General features: G+C 37.5%; 20 protein-coding genes. 8 read left to right on the forward strand and 12 right to left on the reverse strand.

Annotated features, from left to right (window positions below; genetic code table 11):
- Nucleotides 1-296, forward strand: a 296-nt coding sequence (locus A0J48_RS15020; RefSeq protein WP_411841135.1) for an AAA family ATPase, incomplete at its 5' end; no start/stop codon positions are given.
- A 1-nt stretch (nt 297) separates the two neighbouring features.
- Nucleotides 298-1,059 (forward strand): RloB family protein, encoded by a 762-nt coding sequence (locus tag A0J48_RS15025; RefSeq protein WP_200324329.1) that lies wholly within the window; start codon nt 298-300, stop codon nt 1,057-1,059.
- Between the two features lie 7 nt (nt 1,060-1,066).
- Here the strand turns inward: A0J48_RS15025 and A0J48_RS15030 are convergent, their stop codons facing one another.
- The 4 genes from A0J48_RS15030 to A0J48_RS15045 form a co-directional block, all read right to left on the reverse strand.
- A complete protein-coding gene (locus A0J48_RS15030; protein WP_200324331.1) occupies nt 1,067-1,516 on the reverse strand; it encodes an SRPBCC family protein in 450 nt (149 codons plus the stop codon).
- Nucleotides 1,517-1,534: 18 nt separating this feature from the next.
- Nucleotides 1,535-1,723: a CPXCG motif-containing cysteine-rich protein gene (locus A0J48_RS15035; RefSeq protein ID WP_200324333.1), complete on the reverse strand. Its 189-nt coding sequence runs from the start codon at nt 1,721-1,723 to the stop codon at nt 1,535-1,537.
- A gap of 47 nt (nt 1,724-1,770) precedes the next feature.
- Complete coding sequence (locus A0J48_RS15040; RefSeq protein ID WP_200324335.1) at nt 1,771-3,402, reverse strand: B12-binding domain-containing radical SAM protein; 1,632 nt, start codon at nt 3,400-3,402, stop codon at nt 1,771-1,773.
- Between the two features lie 293 nt (nt 3,403-3,695).
- Complete coding sequence (locus A0J48_RS15045; RefSeq protein ID WP_200324337.1) at nt 3,696-3,950, reverse strand: SemiSWEET transporter; 255 nt, start codon at nt 3,948-3,950, stop codon at nt 3,696-3,698.
- A 429-nt stretch (nt 3,951-4,379) separates the two neighbouring features.
- Between A0J48_RS15045 and A0J48_RS15050 the strand changes: the two genes are divergently transcribed.
- Nucleotides 4,380-4,853, forward strand: a complete 474-nt coding sequence (locus A0J48_RS15050; protein ID WP_234300937.1) for a hypothetical protein — start codon at nt 4,380-4,382, stop codon at nt 4,851-4,853.
- A 365-nt stretch (nt 4,854-5,218) separates the two neighbouring features.
- Here the strand turns inward: A0J48_RS15050 and A0J48_RS15055 are convergent, their stop codons facing one another.
- The 3 genes from A0J48_RS15055 to A0J48_RS15065 form a co-directional block, all read right to left on the reverse strand.
- Complete coding sequence (locus tag A0J48_RS15055; RefSeq protein ID WP_200324399.1) at nt 5,219-5,470, reverse strand: hypothetical protein; 252 nt, start codon at nt 5,468-5,470, stop codon at nt 5,219-5,221.
- A 241-nt stretch (nt 5,471-5,711) separates the two neighbouring features.
- On the reverse strand, nt 5,712-6,629 hold the full coding sequence (locus A0J48_RS15060) for a hypothetical protein (protein ID WP_325078836.1): 918 nt from the start codon (nt 6,627-6,629) through the stop codon (nt 5,712-5,714).
- A gap of 117 nt (nt 6,630-6,746) precedes the next feature.
- The gene (locus A0J48_RS15065) at nt 6,747-7,523 is read right to left on the reverse strand and encodes an RNA polymerase sigma factor SigF (protein WP_200324343.1); all 777 of its coding nucleotides are present in this window, start codon (nt 7,521-7,523) and stop codon (nt 6,747-6,749) included.
- 927 nt (nt 7,524-8,450) lie between these two features.
- Here A0J48_RS15065 and A0J48_RS15070 point away from each other — a divergent pair.
- On the forward strand, nt 8,451-9,002 hold the full coding sequence (locus tag A0J48_RS15070) for a DUF4126 domain-containing protein (RefSeq protein WP_200324345.1): 552 nt from the start codon (nt 8,451-8,453) through the stop codon (nt 9,000-9,002).
- A gap of 128 nt (nt 9,003-9,130) precedes the next feature.
- On the opposite strand, the gene hemH is transcribed toward A0J48_RS15070, so the two are convergent.
- A complete protein-coding gene (gene hemH, locus A0J48_RS15075) occupies nt 9,131-10,294 on the reverse strand; it encodes a ferrochelatase (protein ID WP_200324347.1) in 1,164 nt (387 codons plus the stop codon).
- A 92-nt stretch (nt 10,295-10,386) separates the two neighbouring features.
- Here hemH and A0J48_RS15080 point away from each other — a divergent pair, with 92 nt between their 5' ends.
- On the forward strand, nt 10,387-11,010 hold the full coding sequence (locus A0J48_RS15080) for a class I SAM-dependent methyltransferase (protein ID WP_200324349.1): 624 nt from the start codon (nt 10,387-10,389) through the stop codon (nt 11,008-11,010).
- 221 nt (nt 11,011-11,231) lie between these two features.
- On the opposite strand, the gene A0J48_RS15085 is transcribed toward A0J48_RS15080, so the two are convergent.
- Both A0J48_RS15085 and A0J48_RS15090 read right to left on the reverse strand, forming a co-directional pair.
- Nucleotides 11,232-12,005 carry a hypothetical protein gene (locus A0J48_RS15085; RefSeq protein ID WP_200324351.1) on the reverse strand — a complete coding sequence of 258 codons (774 nt, stop codon included), beginning with the start codon at nt 12,003-12,005 and terminating at the stop codon, nt 11,232-11,234.
- A gap of 708 nt (nt 12,006-12,713) precedes the next feature.
- On the reverse strand, nt 12,714-13,121 hold the full coding sequence (locus tag A0J48_RS15090) for an NUDIX hydrolase (protein WP_200324353.1): 408 nt from the start codon (nt 13,119-13,121) through the stop codon (nt 12,714-12,716).
- A gap of 269 nt (nt 13,122-13,390) precedes the next feature.
- On the opposite strand from A0J48_RS15090, the gene A0J48_RS15095 reads away from it, so the two are divergent.
- Together A0J48_RS15095 and A0J48_RS15100 are read left to right on the forward strand one after the other, a co-directional pair.
- Nucleotides 13,391-13,831 (forward strand): hypothetical protein, encoded by a 441-nt coding sequence (locus tag A0J48_RS15095; RefSeq protein WP_200324355.1) that lies wholly within the window; start codon nt 13,391-13,393, stop codon nt 13,829-13,831.
- A 157-nt stretch (nt 13,832-13,988) separates the two neighbouring features.
- Complete coding sequence (locus A0J48_RS15100; RefSeq protein ID WP_200324357.1) at nt 13,989-14,816, forward strand: SDR family oxidoreductase; 828 nt, start codon at nt 13,989-13,991, stop codon at nt 14,814-14,816.
- Here the strand turns inward: A0J48_RS15100 and A0J48_RS15105 are convergent.
- The gene (locus A0J48_RS15105; protein ID WP_200324359.1) at nt 14,813-15,274 is read right to left on the reverse strand and encodes a cupin domain-containing protein; all 462 of its coding nucleotides are present in this window, start codon (nt 15,272-15,274) and stop codon (nt 14,813-14,815) included. The genes A0J48_RS15100 and A0J48_RS15105 overlap by 4 nt on opposite strands.
- A 111-nt stretch (nt 15,275-15,385) precedes the next feature.
- Complete coding sequence (locus A0J48_RS15110; RefSeq protein WP_200324361.1) at nt 15,386-16,168, reverse strand: cysteine hydrolase family protein; 783 nt, start codon at nt 16,166-16,168, stop codon at nt 15,386-15,388.
- A 177-nt stretch (nt 16,169-16,345) separates the two neighbouring features.
- Between A0J48_RS15110 and A0J48_RS15115 the strand changes: the two genes are divergently transcribed.
- Complete coding sequence (locus A0J48_RS15115) at nt 16,346-17,743, forward strand: amidohydrolase (protein WP_200324363.1); 1,398 nt, start codon at nt 16,346-16,348, stop codon at nt 17,741-17,743.
- Nucleotides 17,744-17,785 lie beyond the last annotated feature (42 nt).

Consider the following 17,785-nt stretch of genomic DNA (forward strand, 5'->3'; position numbering starts at 1 on the left):
CTATACTGATTTATAAACTGTTTGACCATTTTTTAAACAATACTGAATATAAGAACTCAAGTAGTCAGTTAATAGCATCAACACATGAAGTTAACTTACTAGATATAAAGGATGTTTTTAGAAAAGATGAAATTTGGTTTGTAGAAAAAGATAAATATGGACAATCTATACTTTATTCTTTAGCAAATACAGATGTTGAAAATTTAGATTTAGTTGCTGGATATCTTAATGGAAGATTTGGAGCAATACCTTTTATCAAAGATTTAAAAGCTTTAGGTTGGAGCAAAGAGAAATAAAATGGGAAGAGAAAGAAATGATGATTATCAGAGGATATCAATTGAAATTAATAGTAAATGTAGTCCAGATGGAAAATGGAAATTATATATAATAGTTGCAGAAGGTGATAAAACTGAATATAAATATTTTCATGCTTTAAAAAAGCAATATGCAGAAGAATTTAGGATGAGTAATTTATATGTAGAGTTTATAGATAGAGAAGAATCTAAAGCGGGTAATTCTCATCCTGATATAGTCTTAGAGACTTTAGATAAATTTCTCGAAGAATTAAAACAAAGGTATCAACCTCAAGAAAATTATGATGAGTTATGGTTAATAGTAGATACAGATGAATATGATAACCGTAAAACATCTATTGAACAAATTTATCAAAAATGTTTAGAAAGTTCTCTTTATCAGCTAGGATTAAGTAATCCATGTTTTGAACTTTGGTTAATTTTGCACTTTGTGGATTTAAACACGACTTTAAAAGATTGTGTTTTAGGAGAAACTTCAACTGAAAGTTTACATGATTACATCTGGAAACATCCTATTAAAAAACGTCCAGGAATATGTAAAAGTTTATTAGCTCGTATTCATCAAGGAAAATTTCCTCAATATTATGAGACACTAATTGAATATATACCCAAAGCAATACCTAGAGCAAAAATCCTGGGTGGATGTAGTCCCAATGATGCAAATTATCCAGAGCAAAAAATTGGGACTGAGGTTTATAAACTGCTGGAAAAATTAACACAACTTTCTATAAATATGGATAATTAATAATTAATTACTTGACCTCACATTCCCGTTTTGTGATAAAATGCCGATAACGAAACATGGCTTCTAACTGCACTTGTACCAACCAACCACCGACAAATTCCACCCCATCACCTCCCGGCATAGAATAAGAAATATTATCAGTTAATCTCGTCTTTCCCTCTTCCTCTGCAAACTCATGACGATGTACCCAAGACTCAAAAGGCCCAGATATTTGTTCATCAGTAAACAGACGATATTTTTCAAATTCACTGTGACGTGCTAACCAAGTCAAAGGTAAAAGACCAATAAACAAACGGAACTCTGTAATAGCACCTTCATCTAGTCCTCCTTCTCGACGCACTACTTGGAGTGGTTGCCAAGGTGGAGTTAGTAACTGTAGAATGTCTGGACGTTCATGAAATTTCCAAACTACTTCGACAGGTGCATTAATAATAGAAGAGTGAGTAAAGTACAGCATGAAACGAAAACCTAAACTTTAACCTTCGTATTCACTATCAATTTCAATATCTAGTGTATCTTCATCAATTCTGACATACAAAATATTAGGACGACAACAAACCTGACAATCTTCCACATAACTTTGTGTCATTCCTGCACTCAAGTCAATAAAAGTAGTGTTTTCTTCACCACAATAAGCACAATAAAACTCCGATGTATTTTGCATCCTCTAACTCCGCGAACCTCTGCGTTGACCTCTGCGAACCTCTGCGTTTATTTCACTCCTGCAACAGAGCGAAAATGACTCATTGCTTCATGCAAATGCTTTACTAGTGTAGACTGAGGTAAAGGTCCTTGCAAGTGATTCCAAGGTAAAATTTGCTCAGTAGACCAATGACTATAAACGTAAAAATCTAAATCAGGAATTTTTCCCTTTAATTCCTTAAAAGCGCGTTTGTAACTACCCAAAGAATCACCAAAATCACGAGTTAATTCTAACAGATGGGAAAGTCTGCGATCGCCTCTCGATAACAAAGCTTGAATAATAGACCAATTATAACTTTCAGGACGAAAATCTATACCTTGGGGTTTTAACTGTTTTTGTAAAAATTGCAACCGCTTCTCAGATTGCTTATTCACGCCAAACCACTGAAAAGGCGTGTGTGACTTCGGTACAAAGGTGCTACATCCCAGAGTTAACCGCAAACCAGGAGCAGCTTTTTTAACAGCCTTCATCATTGCCACGGTTGCATCTAAATCTTCTGGTTCTTCCCCAGGAATACCCACCATTCCGTATAATTTTAAACTTGATAAACCTCCAGCTTTCGCATTTATGGCAGCTTGGATAATTTCATCATTATATAACTTTTTATTGATGATTTCCCGCAGTTTTTCTGAACCACTTTCTACAGCAATTGTCAAAGAACGAGTATCACGTTTTGCCAAAGTTGCAGCTAACTTTTCCGTTACTGTATTTGTTCTCACCGACGCAACACTCAACCGCACATCATCATATTTAGGTTGACTAATATAATCTAATAACTCTGAAAATTCAGGATGTTGTGTCACGGAAGCACCCAATAGACCCAGACGGTTAGTAACCTTTAAACCTTGTTCAATAGCGGGAATTAAAGAATTTTCCAAACTCGCAGTTCTAAAAGGTAAAGTTAAATAACTTGCTAAACAGAAGCGACACATTTCTGGACAACTCCTCACCACTTCCACCATGAAAATATTTTCCCAAGCGGCTTTTTCCGTTACCACAGTAGAAGCAGAAAGAGTATTTCCCCGGTAAGTTTGCTTTTGAATAACTGCGGTAATTTCTGAAGAAATGGGATTTATTGATTTTATTTCTCCATCAGGGCTAGAATATTCAACATAATATAAACTGGGAATATAGATGCCAGGTACTTGTGCCAATCTTGTTAATTTAACTTCCCTGGATGCGTTTCTAACTTCTTTATAAGCTTCGATAAAACTCCCCAGTAAAATTTCCCCATCACCCAATAAAATCACATCAAAAAAATCAGCAAACGGTTCAGGGTTAGCAGTCAAAACCGGACCGCCACCAAAAACTAAAGGGTGATTTTCTGTTCTATTACTTGCGCGAAGGGGAATATTTAAAGATTCCAAAAGATTGAAAATATTCACATAATCTAATTCCCAAGACATAGAAAAACCTAGTATTTCTGGTTTTCTAGGAAGTTGTTCTTGAGTATCAGTAAATAAGCGACTCACCTGTAAATCATCACGCATCGCTAAAGTTGCCCATACCACTTGATAGCCAAGACTGGTTATTCCCACCGTGTACTCATTTGGGAAAGCGAAAATAAGGGGAATAGCATCAGTTTGGGGAGTAGCGGGTGTAAATAAAAGGCGTTCAGAGTTAAATACAGATGATGTCACAGGTTAATCTAAAAATTTAGCTATTATATAATTATAAACCAAATTAGCTCTTGTCGGTTGGTTTGACGCAAGTAACCCCAAAATTTTTACCAATTATAAATTATTTATAAATTCACATACAACTTTTTTCCTACATTCTCATCAATCCTTAGCAGATTAATTTCCTTTCTTCCTTTGCGTACTTGGCGTACTTTGCGGTTCGTTAAATATATTTTTTGGGGATTGATATCAAGCGTACAAAATTTAAGAACTCTGTAGGTTTTTAGCAATGCCAAACCCTTAACAATCAAATATTATCTATATTTAATTTTCAACCAGAGAATAATGAAATTGAAAAATAAAGTGATGCCATTAGCTAAAATAATGGGTATAGCACCAAGGATAATCCCATAAATTAACCACAGAAACAAACCGGACATAAAAGTAATCAGCATCACGAAAGAGACATCTTTTGCTGATTTGGTTTTCCAGGTTTGGAACATCTGCGGTAAAAAAGCAATAGTGGTTAATGTCCCTGCAACTAAGCCTAAAATAGTGAGTAAATCCATTTGTAGTCATTGATGCTAAATTCTAACATAGAATATACCATGTTAATAATAATTATACTTACCATTACCCGGCATCTATAAAAGATACATAGGGTGTGTTGTTGAAGATTCTTTACACTCTTCTTTTTCACCTTCTATAACAATCCCCTGTTGATTAATATTTATTAAATATTAAGCAAATATGAATTTTGTAAGGGGCTGCTAGATAATTGCATTTAGCTGTCTTAATTTTTCTTTGTCACGAAAAATAAGGTTTGAGGCTAATAAACAGGAAACAGTAAACCAATGGTATTTATGAGAATTGCGAACTTGAAAATTTGTCAAACGTACTACAGCTTATTAAAATCCAGCGATTTAAAGTAAAGCATACAAAGAGCAGAGCATTTCGCTACAGTTACAAAGGCATTATACGATACAGGAGGATATATTATGTCTAAGCTTAAAACGCTAGTGCATTATTACGAAATTCCGTCTGTACCTTGGATTGGAGGTGGAGATCCAGACGTATATACCAAACCAGGACGCAAAACAAGAATGATTCTTGAAGCTAATAATTTAAGAGTTAGAGAAGATGGAAAAGCTCTTCTAATTCATATTGCTTATGATGTCAAAGAAATGCGAAGTAATTATACGCATCTTCGCTATGAGGGTGATGTTACTATTCCCGTGCCACTTGATTGGAAAGCAAAAGTTTTAAAATTTGCTGACGTAGAGGACTTCTATTTACAGACAAGCTTTGTTGGTGAAAATCATCAGTGGAATGAAATAATCATGAATGTTCCCAATTCAGTTATTCAAAGTGCGCGAGCAAGGATTGATGGACATGGTAATGATGATCAAGGTAACGCATCACTGCAAGTTACGTTTAAAATTCCTGTGTTGGTTGAAGACCGCTTTACTTGATAATATATGAGCTTTTCAGTCTTGTCTTAACAACCAGAATTTTCCTTTACTCAAACTAAGCTGTAATGCACATATCGGTGTTGTTGAATATGTAATGATTTTTATGCAATTACTTACAACAAAAGTACTTGTTCCGGTTTTAAAAATGCTTAATTTCATTACCTAATTAGCAATGCCTAAGATGACCTAAAAAGTTCAAGGCTTTTGAAGAAGCACCATTGGTGTGCATTTTGGGTCTGATCAATCAAAAAATTTGGGGATAACGAATAACTAAAACTATTCCCTATTCCCTATTCCCTCTTCCCTATTAATAGCCCTCACAGATAACTTTTATGGCTTACGCCACGCTCCGCTATCAGCAAACCCTATTTAACAGAATAACTACCATAACAATTTTGATAGTAAGCCAAAATTTGTTGAATCCGTTCTTCATTAGTATTTGGTTGCCAAGAAACAGACAAGTAAGCAATTTGACTTTGATTGTAATCAAAATCAGAAGAAGTTTGGGGAATTAAATCAACATCTACCCCTTCTACTTGACGCAAATGTGATGCTATTTCCCGATACACAGCCAAAGGTAAATTAGTAAATTCAATTTTTTTCTGAGTCATTTCCATAGAAATAATATAAAACCGGAAATATCCGGTCATTAAATCTTATTGTTTGTTTTTTGGCAACCGTGTATAGCTATAGTCGGTAACAGTGAACAGGTGACAGGTGACAATGCTAAAAGTTTTTTGGTGTCTTTTGTTTTATCATCCGTTGCTACATATTCAGCAAAAACTCAGTTAAATTAACCTGATTTTTGAGATTGCTCACCGCATTAAAATCAGGTTTAAAGTTGATATTTCACAACATTTACAATGGTGTACCCATCGAAATCGCACTACTAGCAGCAGTCTTAGAAGGCTCAGAGACGGGTTTTTCTCCTACACCTTTTGCTACTTCAATACCGTATTGTTCAAAAATCACAATAGGATTAGAACCACCGTTCATTTCAATCCGTTTAATCAAAACCCCATTACCTAATCTTTGTCCCGCTTGAACATAGCGACTGGTTGGCTCTTCTGGTACTTTAATAATTGCCTGGGGTTGTCTACCAATTAAAACTACACCACTAACTACAACTGCTCTTGCAGTTTCCGGTTGTGGCTGTGGTGGTAGTACAGGCGTGATTTTGGGATTGGGAACAGGTTGAGGTAAAACTTTAGGCAGTTGTGACACTACAGGAGGCTTGGGTTTAGGTACAGTGGCAATTGTTCCAGTAGTACCACCAGGTCTTCCTACTCCGTTGGGAGTTGTTGGTAATTGTCCACCACCAGGTGTATTTACTCCTGTGGAACCTGTTTGTGGTTTTTGTGTAGTGGGAAGGGGAGGTAATGTAGGAACTGGCCTGGTGCTGGATATCGTCAGCGGAGTAGTTCCTTGACCAATTGGAGGTTTAACAATTTCTGCAAATGGGTCGCGTCTACCTGGTTGTATAATTTTTTGCTGCAAATCTATATTTGTAGATGGAATTAAATCATTACCCCCTGCAACAGTGGTGCTTTTCACAGGAGGAGATACCAGAGGACTGGGAAAAGGCGCTGGTGATGGTGGTGTCTGGGCTGTATCTTGGGGAGTTGGGGCAGGAGGAGTGTTAGTAGCTTCTGGTGTTTCTCCAATAGTACAACCTGCGATCGCCAAAGTTAAAATAGCCGTAGCTGTAATTTGCGAATTTATACCCATTAGCTGTTCTCGAAAGCTATAGGAAAGTTTACTTGTGGTAGTCAACACACTTGAAGTTAATATTCAAAGCGAAGACTGTTTAATTTATAACCTACATTTTGACATTTCGCAGCTTATTTTTAATACAGTCAGGCCAGCAAAACCACAGCTTGAGCTTGTTTGCTGTTAATCTTCTCCGACACCCATCAGATGTTTCAATAAATCCAGACCTTTTTTGACTCTTCGAGATACCGTAACTACACTAATACCTAAATGTTCTGCAACTTGCTTCTGAGTCAAATCATGCAAAAATACACACTCTAAAACCTCACGGGTACGATTCTCTAACTGTACCAGTGCTAGTTGCAGACGAATTTGATCCTCTTGAGCCAGTTGAAAACTGCGGTAATGAGGATCTGGAACTAGTTCACCCAAGCTAGTAGAGCCTTCTTCTCCATCTTGTATAGGCACATCCAGACTCAAAGGGGAGCGGTTCACCCAAGCTAATTTAATCTCTTGCCATTCGCTAACAGGGATATTTAGCACTGCTGCTATTTCTGCATCAGTAGGTTGACGATTGTATTTTTCGCGTAAAGAACGGGAAACTCCTATTGCTTGCTGTTGTAGTGCCAACCAGCGCCGGGGGATTCGCATAGTAACACCTTTATCTCGCAGGTAGTGTTGAATTTCCCCGCGAATATAAGGAATAGCATAAGAACTAAAGGCATTACCTTTGGAAAGTTCAAATTTTTCAATAGCCCTAATTAAACCTAAACAGCCGACCTGGATCAAATCTTCGTAGCTTTCTTGACATTGATTGATCCAGTAGTGAGCTTCTTTTCTCACCAGTCCAAAATTTAGTTTCACCAGTTGATTGCGAATACGTTCGGAAGGACACTGCTGATACTCTCGCAATAACTGGGAAATCTCATGTTTCAGTTCGTTCGTGGCTGTAGTAGACATGGCACATTGGGGATTAAGCAAATAGTTGAGTTGAGTAATCGCTCTTAAACCTAGCTTTGTTCGCGCTTGAGGCAGACAGACACCGTTCTGGCAGAATCCATAAACACCAGAGCAGACGAAAATTTTGGATGGAAGAAGGATTCTCTAGGATGGGTAGAAAATCTAGCGCGATTTTGAGCGGAATGCGGAATTAGTTGTTTTGTTATTGAATGAGATTTGGTATGTTGTAGTTTATCAGACAACTACCATAGAATCAAAATATACAATTGTGTCCCCAAAGTCAAACCGAAATCGTACTTAATTTAACAAATGCAATATGAGATTTACTTATAAGTGTTTAGTAAAAATATTCATTATTTTTCTAGCTCAGTAACAGGAAGTTACCAGTAATAGTACGTATTGAAGTTTAGTAAATTCATATTTTCTTTAAAAAGACTAATTTTGTTTACGTTTATTTACTGATGCAAAATGTGGATCTAATTATGTAATATCTTATATTTTTATGTCAAGTTTTGTAAAAAGTAAGACCTTAAGAGGAGTTAACGAGGGTGTGGGGTCTACCCGCTTAAAGTCAGTGACTTAAGCTTTAACCCAATTGGGTGTAAAGTAGATTCATAGTTTAAAAACTCGACTTTTTTTTATTTACACCCTGTTTCGGTAAGAGGTATAAAACAGAAGGCAGGTATGATTTGGGAATTTTGAATTTTTTCCTCCCCTAGTTCATTTCCAGAAATCTAAAATTTAAAATTGCTCTTATATCTACCCAAACATCAAAACTATAGATTACAACTGAGTATATAAAATATAAATAGAGTATCTAAAATTATGGACAAAGTAGTTAATGTAAATTTTGAGCAAAAATTACTTTCGGAAACATAACTACCCATAACCTGCTCTTAACAATTGATTAATACCAGGGATATTCCCATGATTGAAATCCTTGCCGCCCTATCTGCTGGAGCAGCAGCAGGACTAAGATTAGGTATACCATTACTAGTCATTGGCTTGTTACAAGGCAATAACCTCTGGTCTCAAGTCCCGCTTTTATCACGTATTTCACCTTATGTATTACTTTGTTTATTTACTAGTTGGTCACTATTTGAACTATTGGCTTCCAAAAAGCTAGGAGGACAGAGAATATTACAGCTGGTGCAATTATTTTTGTCTCCCATAGTAGGCGCAATTATGGGTTTAGCAGTTGCTTCGGCAACAGAAATGCCCAGTTGGATAATTGCTTTAATAGGCGGTTTACTGGCTTTGGTACTCCAGCTAGTTCAATTAGGCTGGTTTTATCGCTTGCGTGGCTTGCCCTTGTGGGCAGTGTTTATTCAAGATGCCTTGTGTATTCTTTTGGTGCTGTTTGCCGTTGATGCTCCCCGTTCAGGAGGATTAATTGCGCTAATTCTGCTCTGGTGTGCAATTCGTAGTGCTAAACAGTGGTATCGCTGGTACTGGGAAAATCGAAAGAAGAGGGTGTAGGGTGTGGGGTGTGGGGTGTGGGGGACAGACAAGTAACGAGCGATGAGTCATGAGTGGTGACAAGAAGACGAGTCAACCACTCGGTACTCGGTACTCGGTACTCTTTATTCAACTGCCCCCTACCTTGTTTAGAGAAGACCTATGGCATGGAGTAAGCCTCGACCGGTCACGATCTCAATGATTAAAGCAATAAAACCTAGCATGGCTATGCGACCATTCCAGACTTCGGCGCTGGTTGTCATTCCCCATTCCCAACGCTCTTGAGGATACATTTTTACCCTTTTTTTCATCTGGGTGACTTGGGAAAGTTTGAGACTAGGTTTTTCTAGAGACTCAATTACCAAGTCTGCGAGTGCTTTAATAAATACCGGATGGGTGTTGGGAGCAGAAGCGCGACGGAAGTTGTGAATTCCTGCTGCTTCAGCTATTTCTCGATATTCAATATCAATTTCTTGCAGTGTCTCAATGTGTTCAGAAACAAAACTAATGGGTACAACTACCAAATCTTTGACACCTTTTGCACCTAGTTCTTTCAGAGCATCCTCGGTGTAAGGTTGCAACCATTCTACTGGGCCAACGCGACTTTGATAGGCTAAGGTGTGGGGATTGGGGCGCTTGAGGGTTTGCATAATTAGGTGTGTACATTCCTCAATCTCTTGTTGATAAGGATCTCCGGCTTCTACAACATAGCTTTTTGGTACACCGTGGGCGCTAAAGAAAATATGCACTTGATCCGGATCAGGAAATTGATTCAGTTGTTCTAGAATCAGTTCAGCCATTGCTTGCAGATAGCCCGGTTGTTTGTACCAGGAAGGAATAACGGTATATTCCAGAGGCTGAAGTTGAGGGTTTTCTCGCCAAAGTCTTTCTAACAGCCGGAAACTAGAACCACTGGTACTGATGGAAAATTGCGGGTAAAGTGGCAGAATTACCAACTTTTCAATGTTGTCTTGTGCCAGTTGAGCGATCGCTTCTTCTGTGTAAGGATGCCAATAACGCATTCCCACATAAATCTTGGCTTCTTTCCCTACAGCATCCAAATGAGCTTTTAAGGCTTCCCCTTGCTCTTCCGTAATGCGCCGCAGTGGTGAACCACCACCTATATGCTTATAATTTTCCTGGGATGTTTTTTCTCGCCTTGTGGCAATAAACCAAGCCAATGGTTTTTGCATCCAACGAAATGGTAGGCGAATGATTTCGGGATCAGAAAACAGGTTATATAAAAACGGACCGACATCCTCTAACTTATCGGGTCCACCGAGATTGAGTAATAATACGCCTACACGACCCATAGCAGTTACTTTCCCCCAACCTTACAAATTTTTTACTAATGTTAACAATATATCTTTATTAAATATAAAGCTTTATTCGCAGGAAATATGCAATGGCGACAATTTTTAGAGACTTGAGTTATCGTTATCAATGGTTATATGACGGTATATCCCGTTTAGCAGCCTTGGCTGTAGGGGGTGAGGAGCGTTTCCGCCAACTAGCTTTACAAGGTTTAACGTTGCACTCACATACTCACATCTTAGATTTGTGCTGTGGTAGCGGTCAAGCGACAGAATTTTTGGTGAAATTATCACAAAACGTTACAGGGCTGGATGCTTCTCCGTTATCTTTACGACGGGCGCGTAATAATGTGCCGAATGCGACTTATGTGGAAGCTTTTGCGGAAAATATGCCTTTTACAGATAATTTATTTGATGTAGTCCATACTAGCGCCGCTTTACATGAGATGCGGCCTGAACAATTGCGAAAAATTATTCAAGAAGTTTATCGAGTATTAAAACCAGGAGGAGTATTCACTTTGGTAGACTTTCATCCTCCTACAAATCCTATTTTTTGGCCGGGTTTATCGGTGTTTTTCTGGTTGTTTGAAACGGAAACCGCTTGGGAATTGTTGAAAACTGATTTACCAGGTTTATTAAGAGAAACTGGTTTTGAGGTGGATGCACCAACTTTATATGCTGGTGGTAGTTTACAAGTTCTTCAAGGGAGGAAATAGAAGCAGGAGTATGGCTTACGTCACGCTCCGCTATCTATCAGAAGGCCTTTATTAATGAACTACGATAACTGTTTAACAATAGACAATTATCTCTGCCTAAAGGGTACAATATTGAAAGTAAGGAAAGGTTTTTTCTTGAACTTTCTCTTTAAAAAAAGAGGTTTTAATCCAAATTAATCAATTGTCAATTGTCAATTATCAATTGTCCATTGCTCACTCCATTAGGCAGATTTAAAAAATCTAATAATCTCACGGACGTGATCGAGAAATTGACCATCGGTAGAAAGTTGGGCAATCGCATTTCTGGCTTCTCTCGATAAACGCTCATGTTCTGTTTGGTTTGTAGCTCTTAATTCTTCTACACTAGCCAGAATACGAGCTAATTCTCGGCGTGTTTCTTCACTAAATCTTTGGTTGTTTGCTGCTAAAGAATAGGGTTGTTCAGGATTAAGTTGATCTTCTAAAGCTTGCACTTTTTGTTCTAGTTCATAAAAGCGGTTACGCAGTTCCAAAATATCTTCACGAGGATAGGTAAAGGCTTGACGAATCATTCTCAACCTTGCATATAGATATTCGTAGGCACTAATTGCTGGACGCAATAAAGTTAATAATAAGGCTGCACCAGAACTGATATATCCAACAGCACTAATTCCTGTGGCTGCTAGAATATACAACGCTATCGCTGAGATTAAGTGTAAACCAATAGCCAACCAAAGCGATCGCTTGGCTAAAATTCTCACATACCTAATTTGTTTTTCATCTACGGGAATGTTTTTTTCTATTGATTCTGCTGCTTCTGCTAAAACTTCTTTAGCTTGAAAATGGACATTCCACGGAACTGTCACAATTACTAATAACCACCAAAAACTTGCACCACCAATTACCCAGTCGAGAAAGTTACCAGCAGCGATATGAAACCATTGTAAAACCCCAAAAGCTAGTAATACTGCTGCTATTATCCCCACAATTGAACTGATAAAAAAGTTTAAATACATCTTGTTGTGTCTCCCATAAATCTCTTACCTCTATCATGGACAGACGTTAACAGTTATACCCTGATCATTGTGATGCTTTTTCTACTAGCACATTCTGGTTAGCAGCAATCAACTGTCAAAATTTATCATCTTTATTTTCGCAAAATCTTGATAAATTCATCCTTTTTGTGGAAATTATCAGCCTTAATTATTAAAAACCAACTCAGCATCTCAAGTATTATATGTCTAAACTTTATAGAGACTTGACAATTAATAGTAGAGGATATAGGCTATAATTATCGCGGGTGTTTAATGGAAACATTATTAATCAATCAATCAAAAATTAAACCCCAAGCAATCAGTGAAAACTTCAATATCTTGGTTTGGATATACTGAAGCAGCTTTAGCAAACAGCAAAATAGTGTTCTCTACGCTTGCCAAAATTCCCAACCAGTTTGATAGTAGAGAGATCAAAAAATTGCTGAATGCTTACCGTTCAATAATGGACAATTAACAATGAACAATTGACAATTACCTCTCCCTGAAAAGAAGAAGATTGAGAAAGCAGAATTTTTTGCTTTTTTCCCCTTGAAAGGGGAGGTTTTAAACCTTGAAAGAAACAATTATCAATTGTCAATGATCAATTATCAATTGATAATTTTTCCTTACCCAATGCAATACAATATCCCCCCATTCTGGAAGAATTCGGGGATATAAGAACTGGAATTTTTACAAATTACAACACATTAAAATTCTTTTGAGAGAATTTCCCTTGACTAGCATAGCAGCATGATTGATATCTAACCAGATTCGGTCTCTTTGGGTTGCTTCTGGCCAATCTTCTAATTCTTGCTCTACTGGTAATAAAAATAAGTTTACTCGATAAGTATTACCGCGTTTACGATATTGATAAGCGCCAATTTTTGTAGTATTTACTTGACCGACAACTCCTGCTTCTTCCCAAGCTTCTTTAGCTGCTGAATCAGGTGGAGTCATCCCTTTACAAACGCCTCCTTTGGGTATTACCCAGCTTTGACGTTTACGAGTGGTAATCAATAAGACTTCCACTTTTCCGTCTCTAACACGATAGGGAATAACTCCTGATTGTTGGCAAATTTTGTTGGTTTTTCTGTTCATGGGAGTATATTTTTTGTAGATTAACCTCTAGATTGTGGGAATTGCAAAGCTATGTGGACTATCTTGACAGGAAATTCATCGTTCTTGGTTACATCTTTCACTTGCTTAACTGGTAATTCCGTATAATATTTAACCAAGTTAGATTATTTATCCTGTTGCAAATCAAATCTACAATATTCCTGTCTGGTAATCACAATGTTATTTTTACGGTATTTTAATCATAAAAAATTCATAAAAACAGTCATTTTGGCAATAAAAGAGCGTAATTTATGGAACTCAAACTACAAACATTTTGGTTAATTGAACCGGAAAAAAAGCCATCACAGCAAATAATAGCTGGAGGAGTCCTCTTACCAGATGGACAAGTGGCGATCGCTCGTTGTTTGCCAAATTCCAGTCATACTACTTTCCCCTCTTTAAATTCTTTCCAACAACTCCAAGACAAAAGGGGTAGACACTTAGTTTTTGATCAACAGTCTTTAGATGGATATCATCTCAACACTTTTCAGTTAGTGAGAAGAAAAGATGTCACAGGTATTAGCGGCACTGGTGTAGTTGCGGTAGGATGCTATTTTCCCAGTTGTGGTGGTATTGCTGTGATGCAATGGTTAGGTGAATTTTGTTCAACTGGTTGGTATACTGGAGGATGGGAGCAAATTGAATTAATTCATGGACACAATGGTAAAACTCAGATTGTTATGGATGTTTAAATTCATGTCAATAAAGGCTGCCTATTAAAAGAATGCAGAATTTAGAATTTAGAATTTAGAATTTAGAATTACGTTTTGCAACGGGGATTTTACGCCGACGCAAAACCCGCTGCTTGTAGAAGCAGGGGATTTTCACCCCCAAAGGTAAGTTAAAGTTATGACTAATGGAGAACTTTCCAGGGAAGATATAGTATTAGTTGCTGGTGCTACTGGTGGTGTTGGACAACTTGTAGTCAGCAAATTACTAGAAAAAGGTTTATCAGTTCGCATTCTCACACGAAATGCCAACAAAGCCGAAAAAATGTTCAATCAAAAAGTTGAAATAGCTGTTGGTGATATCCGCGAACCAAATACCCTACCAGCAGCCATGTCCAACATTACTTCTATTATATGCTGTACTGGAACTACTGCTTTTCCCTCTGCAAGATGGGAATTTGACTCACCCCCTAATATTATCGAATGGGGACTGGCTTTGTTTGATCCTCAATCAATTGCAAGTAAAGCTAAAAATACACCAGCTAAAGTTGATTCCCAAGCTATTAAAAACCTAGTTGCAGCAGCACCTAAAAATTTAAACAGGTTCGTTTTTGTTTCTTCCTGTGGTATTCTCAGAAAAAAAGAGTTTCCTTTTAATCTTCTCAATCGCTTTGGTGTTTTAGATGCTAAACAAGAGGGAGAAGAAACTATTATTCATTCAGGTATTCCTTACACAATTATCCGTCCAGGACGTTTAATTGACGGACCCTATACTTCCTACGATTTGAATACCTTAACAAAGGCAACAACGGCAGGTAAGTTAGGTGTAGTATTGGGTAAAGGTGATACTCTTTCAGGAGAAGCCAGTCGCATTGATGTAGCTGCTGCTTGTGTAGAAAGTTTATTTTACCCCAGTTCTATCGGACAGGTTTTTGAGTTAGTTAATCAAGGAACAAGACCACCTGTAATTGATTGGCAACAGCTTTTTTCTCAGCTAATAAATACTTAATTTTCCACAAATTTCCAGTAATCAAATCTTCCTAAAACAGACATATCTTCAGCATCTAATTCTACAGGTATACCACTGCGAATTAATTCTGAAAAGTCTTCATTGGGAATCATAATGGTCAGAGTGTAAAGACGAGTATCACCTGTATTTCTAATCAAATGCGTGCCTGTTGGTGGAACTAATAAACTATCACCAGCCTTGATGGATACTGTTTTTCCGTCACAAATAGCAATTCCTTCTCCTTTGAGGATGAAAAACATTTCTACTGCACCTTGATGGCGATTTGGTGGCGTTTGTCCACCCACATCAAATATTTCCACGCAACAAGTTAAGGAAGTATTAGCATTTGTGGAATCAAAGATAATTGCTAACCGATTAGAGTCCTGGGGACTAATGCGGTATGCTTGATAATCTTTGGGAGATTTGATAACTGGAATTACACAACTAATAGAGGTCATAATTAATTCAAAAAGGGGAACAGGGAATAGGGAATAGGGAATAGGGAATAGGAAAAAAAGAATATATATTTTCCTCCAGACTCCTCAACTCCTAATTAGCAAATTAGATGATTATTCTCTCTTGTTTTCTGCTAAGGCTGTAAAAATTGCCGAGGAATCTGTAACAAACCCGAAGCATTGTTTAACGTTGTACAAAGTTGCTAACCAACAATATTCTGGTGAAGTTGTGGCTGTACAATCTTGTAATAAAATACAGTCATAACCTAAGAAGTTAGCATCACAAAGGGTTGTGAAAACGCATTGATCGGCATTAACTCCCGCAAATAATATTGTCGTTATTCCTAAGTTCCGCAGAATACTATCTAAGGGCGTATCCCAAAACCCACTCATGCGATATTTATCAACGCGAATATCGTCTGGTAATTGTTCGAGTTCATCTACTACCGCAGCAGCCCAACTACCTGCCATTAGCACTTTCGCGCCATTTTTAGGCAGAGGATCACCTAATCCTACTTCTTCACCAGTAGAGTTATAAACGTGCAGTAAACCAGCATTAATATTGAGTAAGTCAGGGCGATTTCCCCAGTTTAACCAAATTAAAGATACACCAACTGCACGCAATTCTGGTAATAATTTTTGTAAAGGTTCTATTGGTTTACGTGCGGGACTTACATCCACACCAATATGCGCCAACCAACCATCAGGATGACAGAAATCATTTTGCATATCAATAACAATAATAGCGGTTTTTGCTAAGTCGATACGCAGGGTTTTAGTTGCTGTTGATAAAATCACAGGCTGTGGTATCTTGGGAGGACGAGTAATGTCTGCAAAGCTTTGATTTACTCCCCAAGCATTGGGAGAAACTCCTAATGTTCGTAACGGTAGATTCATAAATATTCAATATCCAACATCATTGCTTCTGTTGTACCTTGAAATTCTGTTGAGTGTTCAATTACTTAATTAAGGTTAAAATATGGCAGGAAATAGGGAAGCGATTTCATTCGTCTTGGAAATTTGGTGTCGATATTATTGTGACATACAATAAATTTGTAGTATGGCTAAACACTCATGAACTGGACTATTAAAAAGGCTTTAATTCCTGTTACAAATGGTTACACAACTGTAGATGTACAGATTGTAGATGGTATCATCACTGCCATCGCACCGAATTTAGAGGTGATGGGTACAGAAATTGACGGTGAACATAAACTTTTATTACCTGGTTTTGTCAATGCCCATACCCATTCTTCAGAAAAGTGGCAACGGGGTATAATTCCTCCTTTACCTTTAGAATTGTGGTTAGCACATTTATATGATTTTACTCCTCTAGATACAGAACAAGTTTATCTGAGTGCTTTGGGTACGGCTGTAGAAACTTTGCTTTCTGGGGGGACGAGTGTAGTAGACCATTTGGTGTTAATTCCTGGCCAAGAGTTAGAAACTATTGCTACTACAGTTCGCGCTTATAGAGAAGTAGGAATTAGGGCTTTTGTTGCGCCTTTAATTCAAGATGAATCTTTTAGTGCTGGTCTACCTTCTGGAGAATTTGCACAAAATCATGAACCTTATTTTCGTTCTACATCTGAAACTTTAGCGATTATTGAAGAAGCTGTTATTAAGTTTCATCGTCCAGATGAGGGGATTAATATTTTAGTTGCACCGACGGGGATTCAGTTGTGTACTGATGCTTTATTTACTGGTTGTATTGAGTTAAGTAATAGTTATAATCTTTGTCGTCATTCTCATTTACTGGAAACTAAGGCACAGGAAAAACTAGCACAGGAAAAATATGGTTGTAGTGCGGTTGCACATTTAAATAGAATTGGTTATTTGAGCGATCGCACCAGTTTAGCACATTGTGTTTGGTTAAACGATGCTGATATTAATATCCTGGCTGAAACTAAATCTACAGTTGTTCATAATCCGTTAAGTAATCTGCGTTTAGGTAGTGGTATTGCCCCGATTTTAAAATATCGTCAAGCTGGTGTTAATGTAACTTTTGGTTGTGATGGTGCTTCTAGTAATGACTCTCAAGACTTGTTAGAAGCAATTAAAATAGGTTCGATTCTACACAATGTTACAGAATTAGATTATCAATACTGGATTACACCCCGTGAAGCTATCGAAATGGCATCTTTAGGAGGTGCAAAAGGATTGAATATAGATGATAAAATTGGTTCTTTGACGGTTGGCAAGCAAGCTGATTTAGTGCTTTATGATTTAACTCATTTATCTTTGCTTCCTCGTACTGATCCGATTGGTTTATTGGTTTTAGGTCGTCCTCATAATGTTGTTAGTAATGCTTGGGTGAATGGTAAACAAGTTGTTGCTAATGGTGAAGTTACAACTATTAATGTTGATGAATTACGGCAAGAGTTATTTAACCGTAGTCAATGGGAAACTCAGGGGAAATCGGCTGGTGTAATGCAAATTGAGTCTCGTTATCGTCAAGTTATGGGTTTATAAAACGCAGAGGTACGCTGAGGTTAACGCGGAGGTACGCGGAGG

This window comes from Sphaerospermopsis aphanizomenoides BCCUSP55, assembly GCF_001586785.1.
Lineage (GTDB): Bacteria > Cyanobacteriota > Cyanobacteriia > Cyanobacteriales > Nostocaceae > Sphaerospermopsis_A > Sphaerospermopsis_A aphanizomenoides_A.

Excerpts from the sequence above, each read along its gene's own strand:
- A0J48_RS15025 (WP_200324329.1), top strand. The coding sequence starts at position 298 with ATGGGAAGAGAAAGAAATGATGATTATCAGAGGATATCAATTGAAATT.
- A0J48_RS15055 (WP_200324399.1), bottom strand. The coding sequence starts at position 5,470 with ATGGAAATGACTCAGAAAAAAATTGAATTTACTAATTTACCTTTGGCT.
- A0J48_RS15105 (WP_200324359.1), bottom strand. The coding sequence starts at position 15,274 with ATGACCTCTATTAGTTGTGTAATTCCAGTTATCAAATCTCCCAAAGAT.
- A0J48_RS15115 (WP_200324363.1), top strand. The coding sequence starts at position 16,346 with ATGAACTGGACTATTAAAAAGGCTTTAATTCCTGTTACAAATGGTTAC.
- A0J48_RS15065 (WP_200324343.1), bottom strand. The coding sequence starts at position 7,523 with ATGTCTACTACAGCCACGAACGAACTGAAACATGAGATTTCCCAGTTA.
- A0J48_RS15085 (WP_200324351.1), bottom strand. The coding sequence starts at position 12,005 with ATGTATTTAAACTTTTTTATCAGTTCAATTGTGGGGATAATAGCAGCA.
- A0J48_RS15045 (WP_200324337.1), bottom strand. The coding sequence starts at position 3,950 with ATGGATTTACTCACTATTTTAGGCTTAGTTGCAGGGACATTAACCACT.
- hemH (WP_200324347.1), bottom strand. The coding sequence starts at position 10,294 with ATGGGTCGTGTAGGCGTATTATTACTCAATCTCGGTGGACCCGATAAG.
- A0J48_RS15095 (WP_200324355.1), top strand. The coding sequence starts at position 13,391 with ATGGAACTCAAACTACAAACATTTTGGTTAATTGAACCGGAAAAAAAG.
- A0J48_RS15100 (WP_200324357.1), top strand. The coding sequence starts at position 13,989 with ATGACTAATGGAGAACTTTCCAGGGAAGATATAGTATTAGTTGCTGGT.
- A0J48_RS15090 (WP_200324353.1), bottom strand. The coding sequence starts at position 13,121 with ATGAACAGAAAAACCAACAAAATTTGCCAACAATCAGGAGTTATTCCC.
- A0J48_RS15110 (WP_200324361.1), bottom strand. The coding sequence starts at position 16,168 with ATGAATCTACCGTTACGAACATTAGGAGTTTCTCCCAATGCTTGGGGA.
- A0J48_RS15050 (WP_234300937.1), top strand. The coding sequence starts at position 4,380 with ATGTCTAAGCTTAAAACGCTAGTGCATTATTACGAAATTCCGTCTGTA.
- A0J48_RS15070 (WP_200324345.1), top strand. The coding sequence starts at position 8,451 with ATGATTGAAATCCTTGCCGCCCTATCTGCTGGAGCAGCAGCAGGACTA.
- A0J48_RS15080 (WP_200324349.1), top strand. The coding sequence starts at position 10,387 with ATGGCGACAATTTTTAGAGACTTGAGTTATCGTTATCAATGGTTATAT.
- A0J48_RS15035 (WP_200324333.1), bottom strand. The coding sequence starts at position 1,723 with ATGCAAAATACATCGGAGTTTTATTGTGCTTATTGTGGTGAAGAAAAC.
- A0J48_RS15030 (WP_200324331.1), bottom strand. The coding sequence starts at position 1,516 with ATGCTGTACTTTACTCACTCTTCTATTATTAATGCACCTGTCGAAGTA.